16 protein-coding genes and 2 tRNA genes are annotated in these 25,502 nt (G+C 59.1%); 9 read left to right on the top strand and 9 right to left on the bottom strand.

Going from position 1 to position 25,502, the window contains the following annotated elements; translation table 11 throughout:
* Window positions 1-10: 10 nt before the first annotated feature.
* On the top strand, window positions 11-1,537 hold the full coding sequence (locus NG895_RS11035; RefSeq protein WP_252852542.1) for a ComEC/Rec2 family competence protein: 1,527 nt from the start codon (window positions 11-13) through the stop codon (window positions 1,535-1,537).
* Window positions 1,538-1,625: 88 nt separating this feature from the next.
* On the opposite strand, the gene NG895_RS11040 is transcribed toward NG895_RS11035, so the two are convergent.
* Genes NG895_RS11040 through NG895_RS11050 form a run of 3 tightly spaced genes read right to left on the bottom strand, consistent with a single transcriptional unit; the run spans window position 1,626 to window position 7,786 of the window.
* Window positions 1,626-2,759 (bottom strand): hypothetical protein, encoded by a 1,134-nt coding sequence (locus NG895_RS11040; RefSeq protein ID WP_252852543.1) that lies wholly within the window; start codon window positions 2,757-2,759, stop codon window positions 1,626-1,628.
* 46 nt (window positions 2,760-2,805) lie between these two features.
* The gene (locus tag NG895_RS11045; protein WP_252852544.1) at window positions 2,806-6,321 is read right to left on the bottom strand and encodes an efflux RND transporter permease subunit; all 3,516 of its coding nucleotides are present in this window, start codon (window positions 6,319-6,321) and stop codon (window positions 2,806-2,808) included.
* Window positions 6,311-7,786, bottom strand: a complete 1,476-nt coding sequence (locus NG895_RS11050) for a heavy metal-binding domain-containing protein (protein ID WP_252852545.1) — start codon at window positions 7,784-7,786, stop codon at window positions 6,311-6,313. Before NG895_RS11050 ends, NG895_RS11045 begins: the two co-directional genes overlap by 11 nt.
* Before the next feature lie 1,148 nt (window positions 7,787-8,934).
* Here NG895_RS11050 and NG895_RS11055 point away from each other — a divergent pair.
* Window positions 8,935-10,188, top strand: a complete 1,254-nt coding sequence (locus NG895_RS11055) for a TolC family protein (RefSeq protein ID WP_252852546.1) — start codon at window positions 8,935-8,937, stop codon at window positions 10,186-10,188.
* A gap of 101 nt (window positions 10,189-10,289) precedes the next feature.
* Here the strand turns inward: NG895_RS11055 and NG895_RS11060 are convergent.
* A tRNA-Pro gene (locus NG895_RS11060) sits at window positions 10,290-10,363 on the bottom strand.
* A 263-nt stretch (window positions 10,364-10,626) separates the two neighbouring features.
* On the opposite strand from NG895_RS11060, the gene NG895_RS11065 reads away from it, so the two are divergent.
* Window positions 10,627-10,700, top strand: a tRNA-Pro gene (locus tag NG895_RS11065).
* A 938-nt stretch (window positions 10,701-11,638) separates the two neighbouring features.
* On the top strand, window positions 11,639-15,802 hold the full coding sequence (locus NG895_RS11070; RefSeq protein ID WP_252852547.1) for a G8 domain-containing protein: 4,164 nt from the start codon (window positions 11,639-11,641) through the stop codon (window positions 15,800-15,802).
* Between the two features lie 294 nt (window positions 15,803-16,096).
* Here the strand turns inward: NG895_RS11070 and mraZ are convergent, their stop codons facing one another.
* On the bottom strand, window positions 16,097-16,552 hold the full coding sequence (mraZ, locus tag NG895_RS11075) for a division/cell wall cluster transcriptional repressor MraZ (RefSeq protein ID WP_252852548.1): 456 nt from the start codon (window positions 16,550-16,552) through the stop codon (window positions 16,097-16,099).
* Between the two features lie 330 nt (window positions 16,553-16,882).
* Here mraZ and queA point away from each other — a divergent pair, with 330 nt between their 5' ends.
* Entirely contained in the window at window positions 16,883-17,971 is a 1,089-nt protein-coding gene (gene queA / locus NG895_RS11080; protein WP_252852549.1) for a tRNA preQ1(34) S-adenosylmethionine ribosyltransferase-isomerase QueA, read from the top strand.
* Window positions 17,972-18,493: 522 nt separating this feature from the next.
* Here the strand turns inward: queA and NG895_RS11085 are convergent.
* From NG895_RS11085 to NG895_RS11095, 3 genes are all read right to left on the bottom strand, one after another.
* Complete coding sequence (locus tag NG895_RS11085; protein WP_252852550.1) at window positions 18,494-18,673, bottom strand: Flp family type IVb pilin; 180 nt, start codon at window positions 18,671-18,673, stop codon at window positions 18,494-18,496.
* Between the two features lie 329 nt (window positions 18,674-19,002).
* Window positions 19,003-19,335, bottom strand: coding sequence for a HesB/IscA family protein (locus NG895_RS11090; protein ID WP_252852551.1), 333 nt, complete (start codon window positions 19,333-19,335; stop codon window positions 19,003-19,005).
* Window positions 19,336-19,532: 197 nt separating this feature from the next.
* Complete coding sequence (locus NG895_RS11095) at window positions 19,533-20,723, bottom strand: cysteine desulfurase family protein (RefSeq protein WP_252852552.1); 1,191 nt, start codon at window positions 20,721-20,723, stop codon at window positions 19,533-19,535.
* Window positions 20,724-21,237: 514 nt separating this feature from the next.
* Here NG895_RS11095 and NG895_RS11100 point away from each other — a divergent pair.
* Window positions 21,238-22,035, top strand: a complete 798-nt coding sequence (locus tag NG895_RS11100; protein WP_252852553.1) for a 3-keto-disaccharide hydrolase — start codon at window positions 21,238-21,240, stop codon at window positions 22,033-22,035.
* A 27-nt stretch (window positions 22,036-22,062) separates the two neighbouring features.
* The gene (locus tag NG895_RS11105) at window positions 22,063-23,475 is read left to right on the top strand and encodes a Gfo/Idh/MocA family protein (RefSeq protein WP_252852554.1); all 1,413 of its coding nucleotides are present in this window, start codon (window positions 22,063-22,065) and stop codon (window positions 23,473-23,475) included.
* 141 nt (window positions 23,476-23,616) lie between these two features.
* On the opposite strand, the gene NG895_RS11110 is transcribed toward NG895_RS11105, so the two are convergent.
* Window positions 23,617-23,769, bottom strand: coding sequence for a hypothetical protein (locus NG895_RS11110; RefSeq protein ID WP_252852555.1), 153 nt, complete (start codon window positions 23,767-23,769; stop codon window positions 23,617-23,619).
* Here NG895_RS11110 and NG895_RS11115 point away from each other — a divergent pair.
* Window positions 23,768-24,739, top strand: coding sequence for a family 43 glycosylhydrolase (locus NG895_RS11115; RefSeq protein WP_252852556.1), 972 nt, complete (start codon window positions 23,768-23,770; stop codon window positions 24,737-24,739). The genes NG895_RS11110 and NG895_RS11115 overlap by 2 nt on opposite strands.
* 224 nt (window positions 24,740-24,963) lie before the next feature.
* Window positions 24,964-25,476, top strand: a complete 513-nt coding sequence (locus tag NG895_RS11120; RefSeq protein WP_252852557.1) for a hypothetical protein — start codon at window positions 24,964-24,966, stop codon at window positions 25,474-25,476.
* Window positions 25,477-25,502: the final 26 nt, after the last annotated feature.

Here is a 25,502-nt window from a genome sequence, read left to right on the forward strand (position 1 = left end):
GGCGGCAGCTATGCCTGAAGACTCCAAGAAACCAATCACCTCCGTCAAGATTCGCATGTACAAAATGGGAACCGGCGACTGCATTTCGCTGAAGTTCCTTCACGGTACCGAAGCGACATACTCGATGCTGATCGACTGCGGCTGCATTCACGGGTCGCAGGATCGTCTGAGCAAGTTTGTCAAGGAGTTGATTCGCGACCTCGATGGTCACGTGGACGCGCTGGTTGTCACGCACGAGCACCAGGATCACGTGCTCGGCTTTCAGCGATGCGAAGATCTGCTTGTCGAAGGCTTGTCCGTAGGTGAAATGTGGATGGGGTGGACCGAAGACGATGGCAAGGCGAAGGTGAAGGAGTGGAAAACTGAGTATGGGCAGAAGAAGATGGCCCTGGCGCGGGCCGCCGAGCAACTGGAGAGCGAGGTGCGGTCGGACCGATTCGCCAAGCAGCTCGACGGAACGCAGGCGGCCGACGAGTTGCTCGCCTTCTATCAGAACTTCGCCGACGCCGTGCGAGGTTTTGCCGCCCTGCACGCCAACGAGGAGCCTGAAAACTACAAAGGGCCGCTCGCAGGAATGCGGATCGCCAAGCAAGAACTGGCTCGCGACCACGAGAACAGCTACCTGAAGCCGGGCGACATTCTCTACGACATTCAGGGGCTCGACGGCGTCCGCATTTATGTGCTTGGCCCACTACAGACCTACGAGCAGGTGGACAAAGAAAGTGGCGAGGGGGACGAAGCCTACCGTCACAACAAGAAGCTCGATCCGGATGAGTTCTCGCTCAACGAGCTGCGACGTCGCTTGCAAGACAGCGACTTGTTTACCCGCACCATCAACTTCTCAGGCGACGTGGCGAGCGACGCCGCCTTGTCGCCCTTTTCTCCGTCGAGCTTCGCCCCCAGGTCGGTTCTCAAAAAGTCACCCTATGAGAAGGAGGACGAAGCGTGGAGGAGGATCGATGCGGAGTGGTTGCAGAGCTCCGCAAGTTTGGCGCTGCGAATGAACAGCCTGACCAATAACCTCAGTCTGGTGCTGGCGATCGAATTCGAAGAGAGTGGAAAGATCCTGCTATTCCCGGGCGATGCCGAGTTCGGCAGTTGGGAGAGTTGGCACACGATCGACTGGAGTAGAACCGAGCCGGGGTCGGAACTGACCACCGAGGAGATTCTCAACCGGGTGGTATTCTACAAAGTGGCTCATCATCTCAGTCACAACGGCACAGCTCGTAGTATTGGTCTGGAAATGATGAACGATCCCAATCTGGTAGCCATGGCGACGCTCAATTATGAGGTGATCAGCTCGGGGTGGACTTCGACGATGCCAAACAGGGCGATCTTGAAGGAACTGCTGGAGCGGACCAAGGGTAGAACGATCATCCAGAACACGGACGACCTGTTCTTCGATCTCGATCTGACCATTCCTGTAGTTGACAAGATCGAAGAGTATCAGGAGGAGATGACAGACGACGAACGCCAGCTCTACACCGACTCGGTGGTCGACGACGACCTGTACGTGGAGGTGACCATCAACGTGTAGTGTGCCGCTGCAACTGTCGGCGCAAAGATAAGCGGGGCAGAGCGACCGATGGGCCGACTCCGCCCCGCGTTGCGAGGCTCAAAAGAGACTACTCAGCCACGGGCGGAGTGACTCCTTGTTCTTTGAGCTTCGCCAGGTACTTGTCGGGGTCGGCCGCGAGCATCTTGGCGCAACCAGGGCAACACAGGTAGACAACTTGGCCTTCTACCACGGTTTTATAGGGACCGCCCATCGCGTCGAGGGACTCGTCCATCACTGGGCAGAGCTTCTGGGCGGCCACGTAGGTGGCGTCGGCCGCGGTGGCCTTAACCACGGTGGGCTTTGCCACTGGTAGCGGCGGCAGCTTCGCCAGGTACTTATCCGGGGCACTCTTCAGCGAGTTCACACAGCCCTGGCAGCACAGATAAACATCCCGTTCGAGCCCGGTCACCTTGATGGGGGTGCCCATCGAACCGAGTGGCTGGTTCGCTACGGGGCATGTCTTCTGCAATTTGATCGCCTCGTTGTCGGCCGCGGTGGCTGGGGCGGCTACGATCTGGGGTTCGAGCTTCTTCAAGTAGGTGGCAAAATTGGCCTTGGCCTTCTGCACGCAACCGGCGCAGCATACGTAGAGCGTTTGATCGCCCTGGGTAACAGCAATCGGATCGCCCATCGAGCCCAGCGGCTGACCACTGACGGGGCAGACCTTTTGCTTGGCAATAGCGGCGGCCGTTTGCTGGGCTTCGGTCAGTGGCCCAACGAACTCGGTGCTGAAGGTCGTAGGCCGACGACGATCGCCGGTGAGTCCAACGAGCTGGAATGTTAGCTCACCCGCTTGACCAGTGATGCGGCTTAGATCGACCGATACGGCGAGCGACTCTGCCGATTGGTCCTTCCGCACTTCGGGGTACAGGTCGTAACGGTAGCGTTTGGCAGCGCCCTTTAGCTGCAGCGACGCTACGCCCCGCGCGTTTCGCAAATCGAGTGGTTGGCCTGCCGAGTCGAAGGCATACAGTCGAATGCCTCCTGGTTCCACGGCGGTTTCGATCTTCATATCGCCCGCGGCGGTGAGGGTCCCACCGTGTGGCCCTTGCTCGGGCGACGCAGCGTGTTCGGCCATCGCATGCTTGGCGGGGTCCGCCGGAGTTGACGAATGCTGTTGCATTGTTGGCTGCTGGGCTGATGCGTTGGTCGTAATGCCCAAAGTCACCAACGCGGTGGCCACTGCTAGTCGCATGATCATGATACCGTCCTTTCTCTTTCACACAGAAAAACCCGAGCATCCATCCTCAAACGCTCGGCACTAGTTGATCCAGCGAGCGGGCTGCCTCGACACCTTCCCAGTGCCGATCTGCCATGCCCATTCGCATCTTGAGCTCCTTGTATCCACAGAACATCACCGGCACGACGAACAGGGTGACCAGTTCCACCAACATGCCACCGAAGACGGGAATCGCCATGGCTCGTGCCACATCGGCTCCACGCCCTGTGGAAAACAGCACCGGCAACAAGGCGAGCACCGTGGTGGCCGTGGTCATCAGGCAAGGGCGAATCCGCCGCATCCCGGCTTCGATGGTCGCCGCGCGGATATCCTCCACGCTGGTGAGTTTGAGGCGGCCAAACACCTGGTCGAGGTACGTGGCGATCACCACGCCATCGTCAACGGCAATGCCAAACAGTGCGATGAAGCCCACCCATACGGCCGTGTTCATCTCGGTGCCGTAGATGGCCAGCAGGATCATGCCGCCGGCGAAGGCCACCGGAATGCCTGCAAACACCGCAAACGTAATCGGCCAGTGCCGAAACTGCAGATAGATGATCAACAGATTGATCAGCACCACCAGTGGCACAAGCCAGACGAGCCGCCTGTTGGCTTCGATTTGATTGCGGAAGCTACCTACGGCCTCCAGCGAATAGCCGGCCGGCAGTTCCAGGCGATTAGAGTCGCCCACGGGTAGTTCTTGTGCATTGTGCAGCGCTTGTTCGATGGCCTCCACCGACTCCAAGGCACCCGCGATTCCGCTGCTGGCAAATGCGACATGCGCCACCAGACGGGCATTCTCGCTATTGATCGCCCCGGGACCCCAGGTGGTTTCCAGTTTTGCCAACTCCTCGAGCGGTACCACCGCGCCCGCGTGGGTCACCACCGGCAGGTGGGCCAGTTCGTCAATGCGTTCACGGAGGTCGCGGCGGTAACGCAGGCGTACCGGGTAACGCTCGCGACCTTCGACGGTTTTGATCAGGTTCATTCCGCCTAATGCTGTTTCGACGACACCGTTGACCATTTCGACAGTCATGCCATAGCGCGCGGCGGCCTCGCGGTCGACGGTGAACTCGACGTAAGGTTTTCCGAGGACGATATCGGGATTCACGCTGCTCGCTTTTACGTAGGGCGATTGCTTCAAATGCTCGGCAACGGCCATTGCCGCAGTGGCCAGTTCGTCCAGTCGGTCGCCATAGATGCGGATTGCCATGGGAGCCTTGATGCCACTTTGCAGCATGACGACCCGCCCCTCGATGGGCTGCAGCGGGCTGGCAGGCGTCACGCCGGGAAGGGTGGCGACCGCGTTGATTTCATCCCAAACGTCCTTGGCCGCAATGCCCTCGCGCCATTCGGCTTCGGGTTTCAGCATCACGTAGGTTTCGATCATGGCCGCCGGCGCTGGATCGAGCGCCGATTCCACGCGGCCAATCTTGCCGAGCACATCTTTCACTTCCGGAATTTGCTTGATCAGGTGGTCCTGTGCTTGAAGCACCTGCATGGCCTGGCTGAAGCTAGCCGCCGGGTAGAGCGTTGGCATGTAGAACCAACTGCCTTCGTCCAGGGCGATCCAGTCGTCGGTCTCCAGTCCGGAGAAGCGGTGTTTGAAATCGACATAACCAGGCAGCTCATTCGGTTTCACGCCCAGCACCTCGGCAGCGCGTTCGGCGGGCCTCAGCACGGTGGGCAGTCCGACGTAGGCCCCCAAACCAAGCAGCAATATCGCGATGGGAATCGTGGAAAATAGCACCTTGTGGGCCAGGAAGAACCGTAGGGTCGGCACATAGGCGCGCACGATCGACCTACTCACAATGCTCTCGTCGATCGGTCGGATGCGTTCCCTGCTCATTTGCCATCCGGCCATCCCGCTAAGCAGAACGGCCATCGTCGTCGAGGCCCAAGGCGCGAGGCCGTACGTCGCCAAGATGTCGTCCGCCCAGACAAAGTAGACTAGTACCCCTGCGATCACAGCTAACGCGGCGGTTGCCACCAGGCTGCTAGAGCGGCTTCGCTTCGCACTGCGCAACATGAGCCGGCACAACGCGGGCACCAGCGTGATCGCCACCACCAGGGCCGAGGCGATAGCGAACGTTTTGGTCCAGGCAAGCGGACTGAACAGTTTGTAGTCGCGACCGGTCAGGAAGAACACCGGCAGAAAGCTCACAATCGTCGTCGACACGGCGGTCACCACGGCTGGCGCCACTTCCGCGGCGGCCTCTGAAATGAGCTTCGACCGTTGCGAGCTTCCGCCAGGCGATCCGTCTTGTTCCCAGTTGGCCAGGTGCTGGTAGATGTTCTCCGAGACGATGATGCCCATGTCGACCATGGTGCCGATGGCAATCGCAATGCCGGCGAGCGACATGATGTTGGCGTCCAGTCCGAACACCTTCATGGCAACAAACGATAGCAGCACCGCCACGGGCAATGTCACGGCGACAATAAAACTGCTGCGGACGTGCAGCAGGAAAAGCAGGATCACCACGGCCGTAATCAGCACTTCCTCCTGCAGGGCGGTGGTCAGCGTGCCGACGGTTTCGTCGATCAGGCCGGTCCGGTCGTAAACCCCCTGGATGGTGACTCCGTCCAGGCCCGGCGTGATTTGCTCGATCTTTGCCTTCACGCGGTCAATTACCGCGCGGGGATTCTCGCCGTATCGCATCACCACAACACCGCCGACTGCCTCACCGCCATTGAAGTCGAGCGCGCCACGACGGAAATCGGGGCCAAGCTGAACCCTGGCGACGTCTTCAAAACGCAGAGGCACTCCCTCGCGCTGCTCGATGACAGTTTGCTCGATGTCGCGAATGGTCTTCGCGCTGTCGCCGTCGGTGCCCAGGAATCCTTTGCCGCGGACAATAAACTCCATGCCGGACGATTCGATGGTCTTAGCACCGACATCGACGTTCGAGCCTTTCACCGCCATCATCAGGCGGTCGAGCGTGACGTTGTGGAACCGCAGTTTGTCGGGGTCGACCTCAATCTGATACTGGCGTACGTAGCCACCGATGGATGCCACCTCGCTGACGCCTTCAACCGACTGCAACTCGAACTTCACGACAAAATCTTGCAGCGAACGCAGCTCGGCCAGGCTTTTGCCCGACTCGGGGGGTACCAGCACGTAGTAGAATATCTGTCCCAGGCCCGTGGCATCGGGTCCTAACTGCGGCGTCACGCCATCAGGCAGTTGGGCGGCGGCCGACCCCAGTTGCTCCGACACCCGACTGCGAGCCCAGTAAAAATCGACGCTATCCTTGAAGGTAACCTGCACGAACGAGTAGCCAAACATGCTCTTACCGCGGACGCTCTCGGCGCCAGGCACAGCAAGCAGCGACACGCTCAGCGGGTAGGTCACCTGGTCTTCGATGTCCTTGGGCGAACGTCCAGGCCATGGCGTGAGCACGATCACCTGGTTCTCGCCAATATTCGGAATCGCATCGATCGGCACCGTCCGAAAACTGTACCAACCGAATACCAGTATCCCCACCGCTAGTAGCACGACCAGCGGCGCTTCTCTGACACAGAACTTCACCAAACTAGTGAGCATGGGCCGCCTCCTGTGGGCTAGACCCACCATCCTTCATCGCTTTCGACGGATCCATCAACGAAGGCTTGCCAGTGAGTTGCATTTGCGAGTCGATCAGAAAGTTGCCATCGATGGCAACTTGTTCGCCGGTTTCCAGACCGCTTTCAATGACCGCCTGCTCCGATGTCATGGCGCCGACCGCAACCTGACGAAGCTCAAACATGCCCGGCTCCGTTTCGACGTACACTACCGAGTTGTCGCCTGCCATCAGCACCGCGCTTCGCGGGACAGCCGTGACTTTTTGATCAGACAGTGGCTCGGATGCATAACCAAGCTCCGACGTTGGCACGAGGTCCATCCCGCAGATGGGGCACTGGCCAGGGGCGGTGCGAATGATCTGTGGGTGCATAGGGCTGATCCACTTGTTGGCCAGCGCCGGATCGTACACCTTGTCGCGAGGCACCGCGGGGACGCGAACCGTAGCGGTGGCATAGTCACCGGGTTTCAGACGGCGGTCGAAATTCGACATCTCCACCCGCACGGCTACGGTGCGCGTCTTCTCGTTCACCAGTGGATCGACGAAGGCGATGCGGCCGGTGTAGATCTCGCCCGGCAAGGACGCCAACTCGGCCTCGACCTGCTGACCGAACCTTACGGCCGCAGCGTCGCTGGGATACAGATCGAGCATCAGCCACACCATCGTCAGGTCGGCCACGCGGTAAATCGGTTCTCCCGTTTTCACGTAATCGCCCTCGACCTTGTGTTTGGTAATCACGGTGCCGCCAATCGGCGCGGCGATTCGCAACCGCTTTTGTGCCTTGCCCGTCGACTCGAGCTTCTCTATTTGCTCGGCCGTCATACCGAGTTCGGTCAGATTGTCGCGGGCCACGTCGCTCAGCTGCTGGTCGTCGCCGGCCAGGGCATTAAGTGCAGGCGTGTTGAGGCTCGACAGGTATTCCACCTGGGCTGAGTACAGCTGTGGGCTGTAGAGCACGGCCAGCGGATCGCCCTTGGCAACCTCCACGCCCTCGTAATCGGCCAATAGCTCTTCGAGACGTCCATCGACGTAGGCCGCAATCGTCGCCACTTGTTCTTCGTCGTACTCAATGCGACCGACTGTTCGAATCGATCGGTAGACATCTTCGCTGGTCACAGGTGCGGTGCGAATGCCGAGAATTCGCCTGGTCGCGGCATCGATCGAAACACTGCGGCCATTGCCACCCGAGGTGGCGGAGGATTTCACCAGGTCCATCCCGCACACGGGGCACTTTCCCGGCTCGTCATGCGGCGGAGTGCACATCATCGGGCAAATGTACTGCTCAGATGATTCGTCCGCTGGTTCTGGTTTCGCCGTCGCCTCGGACTGGACCGGAACCAACTCCATGCCGCACTTGTAGCAGTTGCCGGGCGTGTCTTGCCGCACATCGGGATGCATTGGGCAAACATATTCCGTTGAGGTGGAACCGGTTTCTGAGGCGGCGGGCATTGCAGCGTTGTTCGCTTCGGACTGGATCCACCCAACTCGTTGCGCGAGACCCAGTACGAGCAGGCACACGACAACGGTCGCCACGACAAGCGCGCACTTAATGGCGAACTGCGCAGAAGCGGACGCAAATTGGGTGAGTCTCGACATAGCACTCGACCTGGAGTGTGTTGGCGTGGAAAAAAGTACGGGCGCGCAGAGGGTCTCGCGCAGGCGCAGAGGTGCTTGGACGTGACGCCTTGCGAAGGGACTACCGGTGATGCAAGAAACTCAAACCGTAAATGCGGCAGCTAGCTGTCTCGCGGCAAGCGCACACCGGTAGCGCACCGATCAAATCCGCCAGACACAGAACCCACACTGGGCGTCCTGGGACAGCAGCACGGGAGGCACAGAATCCTCCCTGAAAGTACGACGACTGCTCTCACGAGGAGAGCATGCGATCAACGGACTCGAGGTCAGCAGTTTGGCCACCAGTTGTTGCGTAGTGGTGCGACCATCGGGAACAGGTACGGCAGGCTCGGGATCGGAACTGCCACACATGCAAATGCCAGGCGAGGCGCTTCTCGGCTCCCGCTCGGCATTAGCGGCCGGTTGGTCGGGGCAGCAACTCGCGTGTTGCGAAACGGCTTGCTCTGGGGGGGGCGACTGTTCGTGCCCACAACAACAGCACATCTCTCCCGATTTGGCCACGGCACAGCATCCGCAACCCGGGCAGGTCGCTGTGCTAGCAACCTGCTCGTCGCATTGCGTCCGGGAACCCGCCGACAGACCCGCAAGCGGCAGCAAGAGCGCAACGGTCACGCAGAGACTAACGGCTAGTCGAATTGAACGGGACTTGAGCATCGGGTGAGACGATAGGTTAAGACGTGATCCGATCCTATACCGCTATTATCGTATTCCGATTGGTTCCAATCAAGATTAGCCCACCCAAAGGAAGTGCAGTCGCTGCTTTTCAAGGAATTCCGACTGTGGGACCACGAAAGGACAACTTTTTCTGCTGGATAACGATCTGTCTCCTCGCGACTTGCGGATGCCAACATCCCTCGGTTCGCCCGGCGTCCGACAGCCATGTTGCCAAAGTTGCGCCTCCTGCCAACGAGCAGGTCCAGCAGGATCCTTCGGTTCAACCGGCTCAGCACCAGGACTCCGGCGTGCCTCAAGTCGAGTTGCTGCCACCCGCCGAGCAACCTGCCAACGCCCAACCTGTCGATTATTTCGTCAACGTTGCGTTGGCCAATCACCCAAAGATCCAGGCCGCTAGAGCACGAGTCGCCGCGGCGAGTCAAAGGGTTCCTCAAGCGGAATCGCTCGAGGATCCTCTGCTATCCAACAGCTTCTATCCCATTTCGGATCAAGCCCTGCAAACGGCTGCCGGTCGGGCGGGCAATACAATGTCGCTGTCACAAAAATACCCTTGGCCCGAGAAGCGTTGGACCAAGGGAGCAATCGCCTGCCGCGAGATGCAAATGGCCGCTTCGGTACTCGACAAGACGGAACTCGAGATCGAGGAAGCGGTCAAACTGGCGTACTACGAGTTGTGGTTCGCCCAACGCGCCATCACCATCACCCAGAGCAATCGCGAGATTGCCTCCGAACTGATCACCCTGGCGAGAGCGCGAAACGAAGCGGGAGGTAGCCAGCAGGACGTGCTTCGCGCCCAGCTGCAGGTGGACGACATCGACAACCGGTTGATCCAACTGAGGCGGCAACGGGCACTGGCTCAATCCGACCTGGCAGCGCTCATTCAGCAGCCGGCGGCTACTGAAATAGAAGCCGTTGGCGATCTTGAAACCGCGACCGTGCCTGATCGACTCGACGCCCTGTTTGCCGCGGCTGGTGAGTGCAGCCCCGAACTCCGCGAGCTTCGCTGGGCCGTTTCGCGCGACCGCGAAAAGCAGAAGCTGGCCTGTCTGAACCGCCGGCCCGACTTTGTGTTGGGGGCCGGTTGGCAGACCATCACCGAGTCGGATGCCATTTCGCCCGTTTCGACGGGGCATGACAACGTGAACTTCATGGTTGGCCTGACGTTGCCCATCTGGAAAGACCGCATCGATGCCTCGATTCGCGAAGCCTCGGCTGTGGTCACGGCCTCCACCAGAGAATACAACGCGGCCCGCGACGATACGTACCGCGACATCCGCCGCCTAACCGAACAGGCCTACGCCGCAGAAGAACAATTGCGGCTGTACAACGAGCGTATTGTTCCCAGGGCAAAGCGGGCGCTGCAGCTGGCTGCGGCCGACTATCGGGGAAGGCTGGTCGACTTCGGCGAGGTGACCGACGGCTTTACCGAGGTCCTGATGATGGAACTGCAAGTCGCCCGCAGCCAAGCCACGTTGGCGGGCGTCATGGCACAACTGCATCGGGCCGTCGGCTGCGAGATTTCCGTTCCCAACAGCCCATGATGCCACGCGATTAGCGTCTGCTTGAATGAGCCGCTGGTCATACGCCAAGCGAACATTGTCGGAATGGTCCGCCGGAAACCAGCGGTAAACTCAGAGGAAAGTCGGGGCGACACGATTCGAACGTGCGACCTACTGCTCCCAAAGCAGTCGCGCTACCAGGCTGCGCCACGCCCCGTGTGGAAACGGACTATGCTACCAGCCACACAAACCGCCTGCAATCGCTATATCAGTGGCGGCTCTCAGCAGGGACCGGACGGAGTGATGGAGGGTTCGGTCTACGTTTGTCATAAACTACGAGAAAATTGGACTGCGCGGCAATGCGCGAACCCAATTGCCTAAGTCGGCTCTATATGCGATATTCTGTAGGAAGCTTGGTAGTCGAGCTAGCAAACCGGTTGGGCCCGCCCAGCCGTTCGGTTGGCTGCTCCACCAATATGTCGGGCCGTGGCGCAGTCTGGTAGCGCGTTTGACTGGGGGTCAAAAGGTCGCAGGTTCGAATCCTGTCGGCCCGACTTGTTCTGATTGAGCCGTTTCGACGATTACGTCGAGAGGGCTTTCTTTCTTGGGGCGATCAGTACCGCCAGATAAGGCGTCCCCAACCGAAGCAGGTTCGGCGCGGCGAAAGCTCACAGAGATGTCTGCCGCTTCCGTGCTGTGATCGGCGACGTCCCGGTTGAGATTGACGTTCTTCTGCGTAGCAATGATGGTTCAGAATCCATTGCAAACGCCGGGCTGTGAGCCAACTCCTCGGAAACGGCGCCTGCCCCGGTTCCGCCTCTCACTGTTCTGCTTGGTGGGCTTGCTCCTGTTTGGCTGGTCGATACCCAACTGGTGGCGCTTGGTTCGCCTGCAGCAGTTAACCGACCCGCACCACCCTGACCACTGCCCCGTGGCAGGGACCGCGTTGAGTGAGCGGGCGGGAATCGGCGTCGCCAAGTGTGCCATTCGAGCCGTATTGGTGATCTCGGGTGTCAAAGTCAACGAGTAATATGTGATTTCCAACGGAGATATATTCCTCTGGTGGGAAGAACGGTTGCCGTCACCAAAGCCGAGCGTAGCACAATAACGCTGACTGCACCCCCACCGAGGGTGGTACAGACGTGCCCAATTCCGAGCAGATTCTTGCAGACCCGCGGCAATTCGGTTGTGATGATCACGCTGATAACCGAAGAATTGGCAAAAAAACAGGAATTACCCTTTGCGCAATTGGCGTAGCTTGGTTAAATCCGTCCAGTTGAGTTTCACTGGCTTCGCCTTGTCCTGCCGGTGATCCCTAACTACCAGCACGGAACAGAGTCTTGCGGTCCAGCGCCGTATCGGTGTGACCTCCTCTAACTGGACTGAGGTGCCTCTGTGGCATCTCGCAAGACCTGCACATAAACCCATCAGTCAGCCGTCGGGGTGCATAGATGCACTGCCTGGCTCACCAAATTGTCGCAAGGACTACGCGATGGCTCGAAAAACTAGTCGCACCAGGAATTTCGTCGCTCGCGTAAAGCAGGCTTTTGTTCGTCGCCGGAAGCTGAACCGGACCAATCTGCGATTTGAGCCACTTGAGTCGCGCGCTTTGCTGGCCGTTACCCAAGTTGAATTTATTCCTTCGACAGGTGTTGTACAGATCGAAGGTACGGATTTGGCCGACAGGGTGTTCGTGGAACAGGTCTCTTCCACTCACCTGCAGGTTTCCAGCACGGACAATGGATACACTTCGACCTATCAGTTTCTTAGTAACGAAGTAACGGAGATCGTCTTCAGGGGATACGCCGGCGGCGACACCTTTGTGAATCAAACAGACCGACCTGCATTGGTAGATGCGGGTATTGGCGATGACTTCGTTGTCGGTGGGGCAGGGAATGACCAGTTGTACGGGAGCGGTGGCAGCGACCGGCTGATTGGCGGCGACGGGGACGATCTGATTGATGGTGGTGACGGCGGCGACCAGATCTACGCTGGCGAAGGTAACGACATCGCATACGGCGGTGATGGAGACGATCGAATTGAAGGGGGGGCGGGCGACGACGTGATCTACGGTGGTGCCGGCGATGACAGTCTGCTTGGTGAACTTGGCAACGATGTTGTGCGTGGCCAAGGCGGCAACGACTACGTCTATGGCAATGACGGCAATGACACCCTCACTGGTGGCGATGGCAATGACTGGCTCCGGGGCGGTGATGGCAGCGACTGGCTGGGGGGGGGCACCGAAGATGACAACCTCTATGGCGAGGATGGGAACGACTTTGCGGACGGCGGCGATGGAGACGATCGAGTAGAAGGTGGGGGGGGCGACGACGTGATCTACGGTGGTGCCGGCGATGACAGTCTGCTTGGTGAACTTGGCAATGATGTAGTGCGTGGCCAAGGCGGGCACGACTACGTGTACGGCAACCAAGGCAACGACACCCTGAGCGGTGGCGCGGGCGACGACCGGCTCTTTGGTGGCGAAGGTGACGACTGGCTCCGGGGAGGAGACGGTGATGACTACCTCTACGGCGAGGAAGGGGCCGACTTGGCAGAAGGGGAAAGTGGTAAGGACCGAATAGAAGGTGGAATCGGTGATGATCTGATCTACGGCGGTGCCGGCGATGACAGCCTATTGGGGCAACTGGGCAACGACACGGTTCGCGGCCAAGCTGGTGACGACTACGTCTATGGCAACGAAGGCGACGACATCCTGAGCGGCGAAGCGGGTGTTGACCGACTGTTTGGTGGTGAAGGTAGTGACGGACTCTCGGGAGGATGGCACCACGATTACCTCTTTGGCGATGGAGGTGCCGACCTCATAGACGGCGGTGATGGAAACGATCGAATAGAAGGGGGAGATGGCGACGACATTATTACCGGTGGTGCCGGTGATGATAATATCCTGGGCCAGTTGGGTGACGATACCATTCGGGGTCAAAGTGGCCACGATTACATCTATGGTAACGAAGGCAACGATACCCTAACTGGTGGCGACGGCAACGACATGCTTTTCGGATCGACGGGGAACGATACCCTCGATGGCGAACAAGGAGACGACAAGATATTCGGAGGTGCAGGCCACGACATTGCCTACGGTGGCTCGGGCCACGACCGCATTGAAGGTGGAGACGGCGACGACCTGATCTACGGCGGCGTAGGTGACGACAGCCTTTTTGGGCAACTTGGAGTTGATGTTCTGCATGGTTCCGCTGGGGACGACTTCCTGTGGGGCGACGAAGGCGACGATACGCTATGGGGTGGAGAAGGCCACGATACGCTGCGGGGGGGAGCCGACAACGATGTGCTAATGGGCGATAGCGGCGACGATCTGCTAGAGGGCGGCACCGGGAACGATGCCCTCACGGGCGGTGATGACAATGATCGACTCTTGGGGGAAAGTGGCGAGGACGTTTTGATTGGCGGCATGGATCCGGATTCTCTGCTTGGCTACCGAGGGCAGGACATCCTGATTGGTGCGGCGACGATTTATGATGAAAGTCCGGATTCGCTGCGCGCGATTCTGCAGGAATGGGGAAGTAGTCTATCGTTTGAGCAACGTGTTTCGTCCTTGTCGCAACATGAGCTTGAGAACGGCCCGGCTCTTGTGCCATTGCTCACGCTAATAGAAGACGGGGTCGCCAATAATCTCTGGGGGAATGATGGAGCGGATTGGCTGATCCTGGCAAGCCACAACGCAGCTTACGATCCCACCAATTCTTACCAAGGGCCGAGGACACAAGTGGTGTCCGAGCCGTTGAAGGTCGAGGGCTTCTCGCTGATTGATTCGATCGACGTCTTTGATAACCTGGAATCGATCGACCAAGTAACTTCGGTGTTGCCGCATGCAACCAATCCAGTGAAGGCTGGCGAACATCTGCAGGTGTTCGAGCTGGTAAAGTACGCGGACGTTACCCATACGGCCCTGGCCAGCGGCGATTGGTCGAATCCAGCTATCTGGCAAGGCGGAGTTGTACCCACGACAGACGCCCGCGTCTTGGTTCCGATTGGCGTGCACGTGACGGTCGATGCAGTCCTAGAGCCGGAGGTTTTCTCGATACGCGTCGATGGAACCCTTTCATTCGCGACCCACCAGGATACCGAGCTGCGTGTAGATACGCTGTTTGTGGCTCCTCAGGGCAGGTTGGAGGTGGGTACCCATGCAGATCCGGTACAATCTGGAGTGACAAGCCAACTGGTCATCACCGATAACGGTGAAATCGATCGTGAGTACGATCCCTTTGGCGTCAGCCGAGGTCTCCTCTCGCATGGGGCCGTGGAAATGGTCGGCCAGGAGAAAACGGCGTTTACCAGTGTGGTCGGTTCACTGGCTGCTGGTGCCCGTTTCATTCAGTTTAACGAGATGCCAGTGAACTGGTCGGTCGGAGACAGGGTGGTTATCGCGGGAACCAGCTCTCTCAGCAATCAAGACGAAGAGCGAGTCATTTTGAGTATTGAGGGTTCCACCATCGAAGTAGCGCCACTGGAATTTGCTCACAAGTCTCTGTCATCGAGGATGGTGTTCCATGTGGCGAATCTCACTCGCAACGTATCGATCGAGTCGGAAGGATCCGAAGCTGATCGTCGCGGGCATGTCATGTTCATGCACACCCGTAATGTAGATGTCAACAATGTTGGTTTCTATAAACTGGGACGCACCGATAAGTCCACGGCGATCATCGATCCTGTCGTGAATGCAAATTGGGACTTGGTGCCTGACACTGGTACAAATCCTCGCGCCCGTTATGCGGTCCATTTCCACCGCAATGGAGCCATCGAAGCCGGGACTCCCGCCTCGGTGAAAGGCAGTGTTGTCGACGACAGCGTGGGATGGGGCTACGTAAACCACAGCAGCTACGTAAACGTGACCGACAGCGTGGCTTACAACGTCGTTGGTTCGGGTTTCGTCACGGAGACGGGCGAGGAAGTGGGAGAGTTTTCCAACAACATCGCTATTCATCTGCCAGGTGGTGGAACTGGACTGGATACGACAGTGCGTGACTTCGTCCAGGATTACGGACATGGCGGCGAAGGCTTCTGGCTACAAGGACCGGGGGTGACGGTCACAAACAATGTTGCTGCCGGAGCTGCTGGAGGAGCGTTTACCTACATGTTCAGGGGCCTCATGGAGTTTGGCTACGCAACCGAGTTCGCCAGTGCCAACTTGCTCGATCCGTCCATCGCAGGGGGGGCTGCCAGCATCTCCATTCGTGACGTATCTCCCCGCCCGTTCGAGAACAATGTCGCCTATGCCTCCTTGGTTGGGTTGCAAACTCGCTACGTAATGTATCAATCGACCAACGGACAACATGCCTTGTTCTCCGATTCGATACTTTGGAACAACCAAGTCGGCATTCACGCCCCGTATGCTCAGCACACGACGTACGAACGAATGGTTGTATTTCACGACGATTCCGCTTTGCAGCCTTACGGCTTCGACAACAACAGCCTCACTCGAGATATCACCTTCAAGGAGGTGACCATCGTTGGATATAACGTGGGCATTTGGGTGGCCAGACGCGGCTACACCGATGTGCAGTCGGGAGTGTTAGCCAACGTCAGGAATATTCGCGTGACCAGCGCCGATCAATCCGACCGGGAATACTCCGTTGGTCCTGATGTCGAATTGCTCGACTTTCCCTACGAACTGATGTAGGAAGCAATCTGAGGCAAAAGCAGATTTGATTTAGGACTGAGCGACGTCTTGCTTCGGAGCCCATCCTTGGGCTCCGAAGCTGCGTGTTTGACGCCGGCTGTTTAGCAGTGCGGGCTGCATAAAGCCTGGCCGCGCTCGATTGGGTGGTGTCCGTACCTCGAGCAATACCGCCGTGGCTACAGGCCGGAGGAGACCTGCCGGCGAGAGTGTGGCCAACTCTCGCTGACGCCTGTGGCGGTTCGCGCGGGGCGGCTGACCCGCGCGCTTCCAGTTCATTTGGCAAAGTGTCCTGTGTCACATCTCCTGCTGTGGGGGAAGGAATGCCGACTCGGCCAGTTGGTCGTACTGGTCGGCTCGCTGCTCGATGTACTGTTCCCAAGACGCCCGCGGCCAGATCTCCACGTGATCTTGCACGCCCACCAGAACCACTTCCCCGGACAGCTTGGCGAATTCGGCGAGCTCGGTGGGGATTCGCAGTCGACCTTGTTTATCTGGCCGAACTGCTGCTGCGCGGGAGAAGAACAGCCTTGCGTATTCCCGCACCCCGCGGGCGTTGGGCGTGGCTGCCTGCAGTCGCTCTCCGAGCCGGCGGAAGGTCGATTCAGGGTACAGGGCAAGTGCCCCATCGGTGCCTGGTGCGAGGTAGAAATTGCTGTTTTCACCGGTTTCCAGGCCTTCCCGAAGCGGTTTGGGCAGTGCGACTCGGCACTTGTCGTCGAGCGATCGATGGTGTGTCCCAGTCAGTAACATTCGTGTCCCATTTCCCCCCACAACTCACCATCGATTCCCAAAATCTAATCATCTTTGTGCCAGCGTCAACGGCGGAATCTACGTGCTAGCAGTTCGCTTTTGTTCAGTTCTCGGCGAGCAATCGATCGAGTTTCCCGAGGATTTGCTCGCCGTTGGGGACGTGGGGGAATTTGAGATTTTTTTCCACCGACCTCTGCACCATCGCTCTGCAGGTGGGGAGTTCTTGATGCCAAACCAAAGGCCTGGTTGGTTGATTGAGGTCTGTCCCTGTATGATGCTTCCGACAGTCGCTTGGAACTTCCGGCTGCTCCCGCCGCGTCCAGTCCATGGATGCCACTCATTCCAACCAATCACCACAAGATGTCCCCCGATCCGTTTTTTGATTACCACCTTCCCCGTGAATTGATCGCGCAGGAGCCACTCCGCAATCGGGCAGACGCTCGAATGATGGTGGTGGACCGGCAGCGGCAGAAGATCACGCATTGGCACGTTCGCGATCTGCCCGAGCTGCTGAGATCTGGCGACTCCTTGGTGCTGAACAACACCAAAGTGATTCCTGCGCAGCTGTTCGGCCGGCGGAAAACAACAGGCGGACAATGGCACGGTTTGTTTCTCCGCGAGTCGGAAGATGGCCACTGGCGAATTGTCTGCAAGACGCGCGGACGCCTGGCTCCAGGCGACGCTATCGATCTGTTGGATCGCGAGGGACGAGAAGCAGCGACCTTGTGGCTGCTCGACCGACTCGAGGGAGGGCAGTGGCTTGCGCACCTGGACTCCGAGGGAACGACCGAGGAGCTGCTGATCAAAGTGGGGCGGGTCCCGCTGCCCCACTACATCCGTGGTGGTCGCATGGTCGATGCGGACGTGAAAAACTACCAGACTGTGTTTGCCAGTCAGCCAGGCGCTGTGGCCGCGCCGACGGCCGGCTTGCATTTTACCGAAGAACTGCTGAGGCAGAGCAAACAGCGCGGCGTGGAGTTCGCCCAGGTGACGCTGCACGTGGGGCTGGGAACCTTTCGCCCCATCACCGTCGAGCGGCCTGAAGAGCACCAGATGCACAGCGAGTGGGGCGAAATCACCGAGGCCACCGCCGAGTCGCTCAACGCGACACGAGAGAAGGGGGGACGCATTGTGGCGGTGGGGACAACCGCTGTGCGAGTGCTCGAATCGGCAGCTGCTGCGGCGCCGGCGGGCAAAACGCTGGCCGGTTGGTGTGGCGATACCGACCTGTTCATTCACCCGCCTTACGAGTTTCGCGCCGTCGATACGCTGATGACGAACTTCCACTTCCCCCGCACCACACTTTTGTTGTTGGTGCAGGCATTTGCCGGCACCGAACTGGTGCGCGAGGCCTACGCCGAGGCCGTGCGAGAAGAGTATCGTTTCTACAGCTATGGCGACGCGATGCTGGTCATCTAGTGCCAACCGCAAGGCCATATAGGGGGCCATGGCGGCATTGCTCAACGGATGAACGCATCGCTGCTCAGAAAGACGCGACCGACCACGGATCGCTCCATGGCCATCGTCAGTGCACACGCTTGAGCGGAGGTGTGGTGCTGAAGGGAATCAGCGACCGATCATCAAGGTGCCAAAGTGCTCGTGGCGCCAAGTGTTATCGGCTCTGGGAACGGGGTTTAACGCGACTTGGCGAAGTCTGGCGCAAATAAAAAAGCGGCTCTTCACCATGGGGAATGGGGCAGGTATTCCCGTCCGGTTTGAAGAGCCGCCATTTATTTATACCCTGTCATCGAGGACCAACGGCAAGCGCCGGAGGGGCCCGCAGGATTCCGTCAGTATTGTGCAGGTCCAAGTTGTGGAAACTCGAACCTGACACACATGAAATCGGCCAGTCGCATGGTGGACTTTATTGATTCGGTCCACGCACCCCAAAAACCAGTTTTCATGGCGGAAATTCAGTGTTAGTGGTTCCGCATGATGTCGTTAGGATCCGAGTGCACCGGCCAATTCGGCAGCCGAAGCGTCAAAGCTATCGGCTGTAGCATTGGACATTTGCAGCACGGATACCATGCACGCGACCACGATCAGTGCGAGCATCACCGCGTATTCCACCGCAGTGGGTCCGTCGTCTCTTTCCAGAAATTCATAAATGTGTTTTAGCATAGTGGCACCGTAGAGAAGAGTATTAAAAGACGCTCTATCACGAGCATCAGAAAAGGAGGGGCTGAAGCGACAATCTGAGGCGCAGCAGCCGGTCTAATCAACTCTAGGACAGATATGCAAGCGTGATGCTCAGAATCGCCTGTGACTAATGCAACTTTCTATCGCTCCCGCGCCTTGTAGCAACGATAGCGAATGTAGGGCCCAGCGGATTGCCGAAGAAGACACCAGTGGCTGGTTCGCAAAGTGCCCACGAAAAACGGTCGCCGCTAGAGCGACGACCGTTTGACGTTTGTGCTGGTTATAAGGGCGGCGAGAACCGCGCCTCGGCGTTAGGCCTGGAATGAGCTACCGCAGCCGCAGGTCTTCACGGCGTTCGGGTTGTCGAAGCGGAACCCATAGCCCTGCAGGTCGTCCTGGAAGTCGATGGTGGTACCTTCCAGGAACAGGGCGCTCTTCTTGTCCACTACCACCGGCACGCCGTGGCAGTCGAATTTGGTGTCGTCCGCTTCGCTGAAGTCACTGGCGAAGGCCAGGCCGTAGTTGAATCCGCTGCAGCCACCGGCGGTGATTTGCACGCGGAGCATGGTGGTTTCGTCCGCTTTCTGGTCGTCCAGACGCCGGCGTACTTCGGCTGCGGCCTTCTCGGTGAGGATTACAGACATGTGATACAAGCTCCTATGGGCAGAACTATCTGAACTATGTTCGGTTTTTTGGGAATCGCGGACGTGCCGCAGAGTCTCTAAATTATAGCAACTCGGGGCAAAAGGGAAGGGAAAACACCTATCCGTGGCCGGATAGGGGGATTCGCCACCTTTTCGTGGGGGGGGGCAGGATTCCCGCAAGCCTCAGCCGCCTCCCGTCATTCGCCCATCTGGCGAACCTTTGCTACGGCGGCTGCCACCATTTCCGCCGCACGGTCAATCTGTTCCAGCGTATTGAACCGGCCCACGCCAAACCGCAGGCAGCTGCGGGCCTCGTCGGCCGACAGCCCCAGGGCCATCAGCACATGGCTCGGCTCGTCGCGCATGCTGCTGCAGGCCGCTCCGCTGCTGACGGCCAGTTCCGGCATGGCCAGCATCAGTGCTTCGCCGTCGGTGCCAGGGAACATCACGTTCAAGTTGTTCGGCAGCCGCAGGGGAGATGCGTACGACAGCCTGGCGTCGAGCGCCGGGCCGACGAGCCTCGCATCCGGCACGGCAGAGAAAATCTGCTGAGCCAAATGGTCGCGGAGCTGCGTCAGAAATGCCACTTCTGCTGTCAGGTCGTCCGTGGCCAGCTGAATGGCCGTAGCCAGGCCCACGATACCAGGCACATTGAGCGTGCCGCTCCGCCGTGCTTGCTCGTGGCCACCGCCGGTGATCTGCGGTGCAAGACGCACCACCGGATTGCGTCCTCGGACGTACAGCGCCCCCACGCCCTTGGGGCCGTATAGTTTGTGCGCGGTGAAACTCATCAGGTCGACATCGAATTGCTCGACGTTTACTGGCAGCTTCCCCACCGCCTGCGTGGCATCGCAGTGCAGCAAGACACCACGCTCCTTACACTCCGCAGCAATCTCGGCCAGCGGTTGTACGACACCGATCTCGTTGTTGGCCAGCATCACGCTCACCAGACACGTCTCGTCACGCACCGCGTCGGCAACATGCGCAGGATCGAGCCACCCCGCCCGGGGCGAATCGTGTGGTTCCACTTCCAACAGCGTTACTTTGAAATCCTGTTCGGCGAGTCGCTCGAGCGGATCGAGTACGGCTGGATGTTCGGTCCGGACGCTCACCAGATGATTCCCGCGCCGCCGGCGACGCTCGGTCACACCACGAATCGCCAGGTTGTTGCTCTCGGTGGCTCCGCTGGTGAACACAATCTCCGGGGCGTCGGCGCCGATCGCCGCCGCAATTGTCTGGCGAGCCGCGTCCACGGCCTCGCGAGCCTCCTCGCCAAAGGTGTGCACGCTGCCCGGGTTGCCAAACTTCTCCGTGAAGAAAGGCAGCATGGCGTCCAGCACTCGCGGGTCGACGGGTGTCGTGGCGTGATGGTCGAGGTAAATGGTCACGTCGAGAGTTGGATGGAGGAAAGGTGGGTTTCAGCGTGGCCGCAAGTTAACGCTCGCGAGTTTAGTCGCAGTATTGTCGCAGTGTTGCGGCAAATCGATCCACTGCGACAAAACTCCATCTTTAATGTCGCAGTCCTACTCGCCAAGCTGCTTGTTTTCTCGGCAAAACCATGCGAGGGGTGCGACAAAACTCGAACCATTGTTGCGCTCGGGTCACCGTAACTGCGACAAAACCTCTGTTGCTGGCAACTCAGTCTCATCGGCAACGCATACCGGTAGCTCGGTATCGCACCGTCAGGAGAACTCCGCCATTTTCTCACATTCCGTGTCAACTTCCTACGGTTAATTACCATGATAATTGCACGCAGCGCTTCGGCGGTGATGGGTTGTGAGCGGCCCGCTGCGAGGTGGCGCACTTGAATGACAACCCGAGGGTCGCCAATTGCGAAAGTTGCCGGAGGAACATGGCAGAGGTTATACTCTGGCTCGTCACGCGTCACACCAGGTGGATGAAATGTCTCGGATAATACAGCGTTTCGCTTGCTGGAATTTTACCTGCCTACTAGCCGCGATTGCTCTGGCGGTATCAACGCATCTGCCCGCGCGAGGTGAAACGCCCGCCACCACCGACTCGAACAAGACCGCGCCGGACGAAGCGGGGCCAGTCAGCAATCAATTTCGTGAGCTGTTCAATGGTAAAGACCTCAGTGGATGGAAGGGTGCGCCCGGCTGGTGGCAAGTGCGCGACGGACTGCTGATCTGCGAGTCGACCGCGGAAAAGCCGTGCACGCGGTCGCACTATCTGTATTGGACGGGGGGCGAACCGGGCGACTTCGAGTTGAAGGCGGTCTTTCGCATCACCGGAGACGGCAACTCTGGCATTCAGTTCCGCAGCGAGCCGCGACCCGACTGGGATACCTGGGGCTATCAGGCCGACCTCGACACCGCCGGCCAGTACACGGGGTGCGTCTATCAGCACGAACGAGGCCTGGTAGCCGAGCGGGGCCAACGGGTGCGGATCGACGAGTCGGGCGAAAAGCACATCGAATCGATTGGCGACTCGGCGGAGTTGCTTAAGAAAGTTCGCCCTGGCGAGTGGAACGAGTATCGCATCGTCGCCAAGGGACCGACCATCCAGCTTTGGATCAACGATACGCCAATGTGCGAAGTCGAAGATCATCAGCGAGACTTTGTTCGCTCGCGCGGCATCCTGGCGCTGCAAATGCATCAGGGCCCGCCAATGAAAATTGAGTTCAAAAGTGTCCGGCTGCGATCGCTCGACGATCAATCGAGCGACAGTGGCAGGGAGTAGCCCGAGTTTCAACCAAACGGAAGAACGATGAGCAAGAACCTTTCGAGACGCGATGCCCTGAAGATCGGAGCGACTGCGATTGCTTTGCCGACCATCGTGCCGGCTTCGGTGTTGGGACGCGACGCCACGGCGCCGCCGAGCGAAACAGTGCGCGTAGGAGTGATCGGTTGTGGCGGACGCGCTCGTATGATCAGCCAGGGGGCGGACGTACGAGGCTTCGATGTGGTGGCCGTGGCGGATTGCTTGAAAAAACGGGCGGATAACTTTGCCGCAGAACTTTCCGCGAAAAAGCCGTGCGCCGCGTACGAAGACTTCCGCAAGATGATCGAGAAGGAAAAGCTCGACGCGGTAATGGTCGAGACCACCACCCATGCCCGCGCGTGGATCACCGTGCTCGCCATGCAGATGGGCATGGACGTTTACATCGAAAAGCCGATGTGCCTGACGATTTCCGAAGGTCGGGCGATGGTCAACGCCGCACGGGCTTACGACCGTGTCACCCAGGTTGGCACCCAGCAGCGGAGTATGCCGATCAACAACTGGGCGAGCGACCTGGTGAAGAACGGGGCGATTGGTAAGGTCAAGGCGGTGCTCGCGCCGAACTTCATTGGTCCCTATCACTGGACCGGCCCAACGCTCGATGGTTCGAAGCAGTCCGTAGAACCTTGGTGGGACATTTGGACCAACCAGGCGGAGTTGCGTCCTTACGACGGGCAGTTGCACCGCGGTTGGGCCAAGTGGTGGGCCTACGACTCGGGTGGGATGTGCTTTGGTGTCACCGGCTGGGGCGCGCATTCTTACGACCAGATCAATCGCGCACTCGGCACCGACGAAACCGGTCCGGTCGAAATCGTACTCGAAGAAGAAGTGGCCGAGCGCGACTCGGGACGCTTCGCTCCGCGAGAGACGGTAGGTGGAGTGGTGTTGGGCGACACCGGCGACATCGACACCGGCACGGACTATCACGAGATGGCCCGGCTCGCCGGACCCCGAGCCAAGGTCCGTATGAAGATGGCCAACGGCACCGAGTTGCGGCTTCATCTCGATGGCGATCGCGGTCCAGGTTTGGGCGCCATCTTCGTGGGCGAAAACGGTAAGATCGAGATCAACCGCAACAAGTTAGCCAGCAATCCCAAGGAACTGGTTCACTCGCCCGATAACCCTGGACCTAATCGACGTCCCGAGACTGCCTATCACATCGAAGATTGGATCAATGCAATCAAGAGCCGCAGTCGATGCACCGCCGACATCGAGTACGGCCAGCGATCGGCGACTCTTTGTGAGTTGGTGAATATCGCCCGAGCCGTTAACCGGGTGGGCGAGCCACTGAAGTGGGATCCCGATGCGGAGCGGTTCACCAATTGCGACGAAGGGAACACGATGCTTTCCCGGCCCCGCCGCCAAGGTTACGAGCTGCCCGAAGTCGCCGAAAAGGCATAGGGCCTGTAATCAGGCACAGTTGCGTGAAGTTCGTTCGCTTCGGCGGCGCACGGATGCTCGCGCCTTTCGAAGCTGCACAAACAGTTGTCCGGAGCAGCTTGTATCACGTTCTACCCAGCAGTCTGCCATAGACCCATTGGATCATTCGATGAGCTGGCTTTGCCCATGGATATGCTGCTTGGCGATGATCTTGCAGATGGAGTTCACGGCGGATTCCCCCGCGCAGGCAAACGCACCATCGCCATCCAACCCGAGCGACAACAGTTCGCCCAGCGGCGGCTCAGCGGCAACCATGCGGGGCATCCCCAAACCGCTGTTTGCGGATCCAAACTACCACGGTTCTTGCGATCCGGAGGTAGTCTGGAATGCAGGCAACCATGAATGGTGGATCTTCTACACCGCGCGGCGGGCCACACGTAAATCGGCCAGCTACGTCGGCACCCCGATCGGCGTGATTTCGTCAGCGAACCTGACCGATTGGACGTTTCGCGGCTACGCAAGTTTCGATGGCGTACCGGGGCAGCCCGACATGCCGACCACCCATTGGGCGCCGGGCATCATTCGTCGCGGTGACGAGTATCACATGTTCGCCACGTACAAGGACAATGCCAAACCGCCCTGGGGCGGCAAGGGTGTTATCAGGCACTACATTGCCAATGCCGATCGTTTGCTCGACGGCTGGAGGTTGGCAGGCGTGCCGAACCTGGGGCAGCCCGATCCGATTGATGCATCGTTGATTGCTGTGGGCGACGAGTTTCGCTGCTATTATCGGCTGGGAGGCGGTGGCGGAATCCACTGGGCCAGCAGCCCCGATCTTGACGATTGGACACGGCAGGGAAAGTGCCAGGGCGACGTTAATGCTTCCAAGGCAGTCACGGGATTCGGCTATCAGGAAGCACCGTACGTGTTCTTCTGGCAAGGGGACTACTGGATGCTGACAGACCCGCACGAGGGACTTGCCGTCTACCGTTCGTCCGACGGCATTACATGGAAGACTAACGGTACGATCCTCCGCGAGCCCGGCACAGGACCACAGGACGCCACCCGCGCTCGACATCCCAGCGTAGCAGTGGTTGGCGAGCGGGCTTTCATCTTCTACCACACGGAGCCGAACCGCCCCTATCCCACGCCGCCTGCTGAGAAACGGACGCCGCGCGAAAAGATCAGCTACTTGCAGATGGCGGAGCTCCGCGTGGAGGATGGCAAACTGGTCTGCAATCGCGATGCGGCGATCGACCTCACAGGCTTGGAGCAGGTGGAGTAGCCACGAACACTCTCTTCTGCACCTTCGACTGAGGCCCAAGCGGCCAATAGACAGGCGGGCTGCCACACAAAACCAGGTGAGGAAGTCACCTGTCCGCAAATCGTCATCGATTCTGCGCAAATGCTGGGATTGCCGAGAACTGAGGGATCGGTTGGCCGTAGAATCCTCCGTGCGGCCACTTCGCAGTCGCTGGAACGTCTTTACATTGCTTGGAGTAAACTTCGATGTCGATAACCAAACGCATATTCTTAGTACTCGCGATGTGCCTAATGGCGGTCCCGGTTGCTCAGGCGGCCAGCAGTGCGGATGAGTCGAAGCAGCTAAACCCCATTCACGCATCGGTGAAGAAAGTGGCCGAGAAAGGCTACCAGGATTCAGCCGACTACCTGTTTGGCCGGACTGCCCATTTCGAGCAGAACACGATTCCCTACGTCCTGGAAGCGATGGTGAAAGTGCCGGTAGGCGTCGATCCCGGTCTCGAAGTGGTGCGTGGACCGAGGGCAGGTGGATACTGGCTGGAGGTTGAGCTTCGCGATGAATTCCATCCTTATCCGCGGGCCGAAGGAAAGAGCGATCGCGGCGAGTTCCTCGAGTACGTTTACTATCCGCAGCTCAAAGGTGGCAAGCAGCACCTGTACATCGTGCTGCGGATCCCCAAGGACGATAAGCGAGCGACCGCTTTGCATGACGAGTTGCTCAATGCGGTGAAGGAATTCACCACGCCGGTGGCTGGCTAGTTAAGCGTGGTTGTCTGTGAGTTGCC

It is taken from the genome of Aeoliella straminimaris (assembly GCF_024054565.1).
Classification (GTDB): domain Bacteria; phylum Planctomycetota; class Planctomycetia; order Pirellulales; family Lacipirellulaceae; genus Aeoliella; species Aeoliella straminimaris.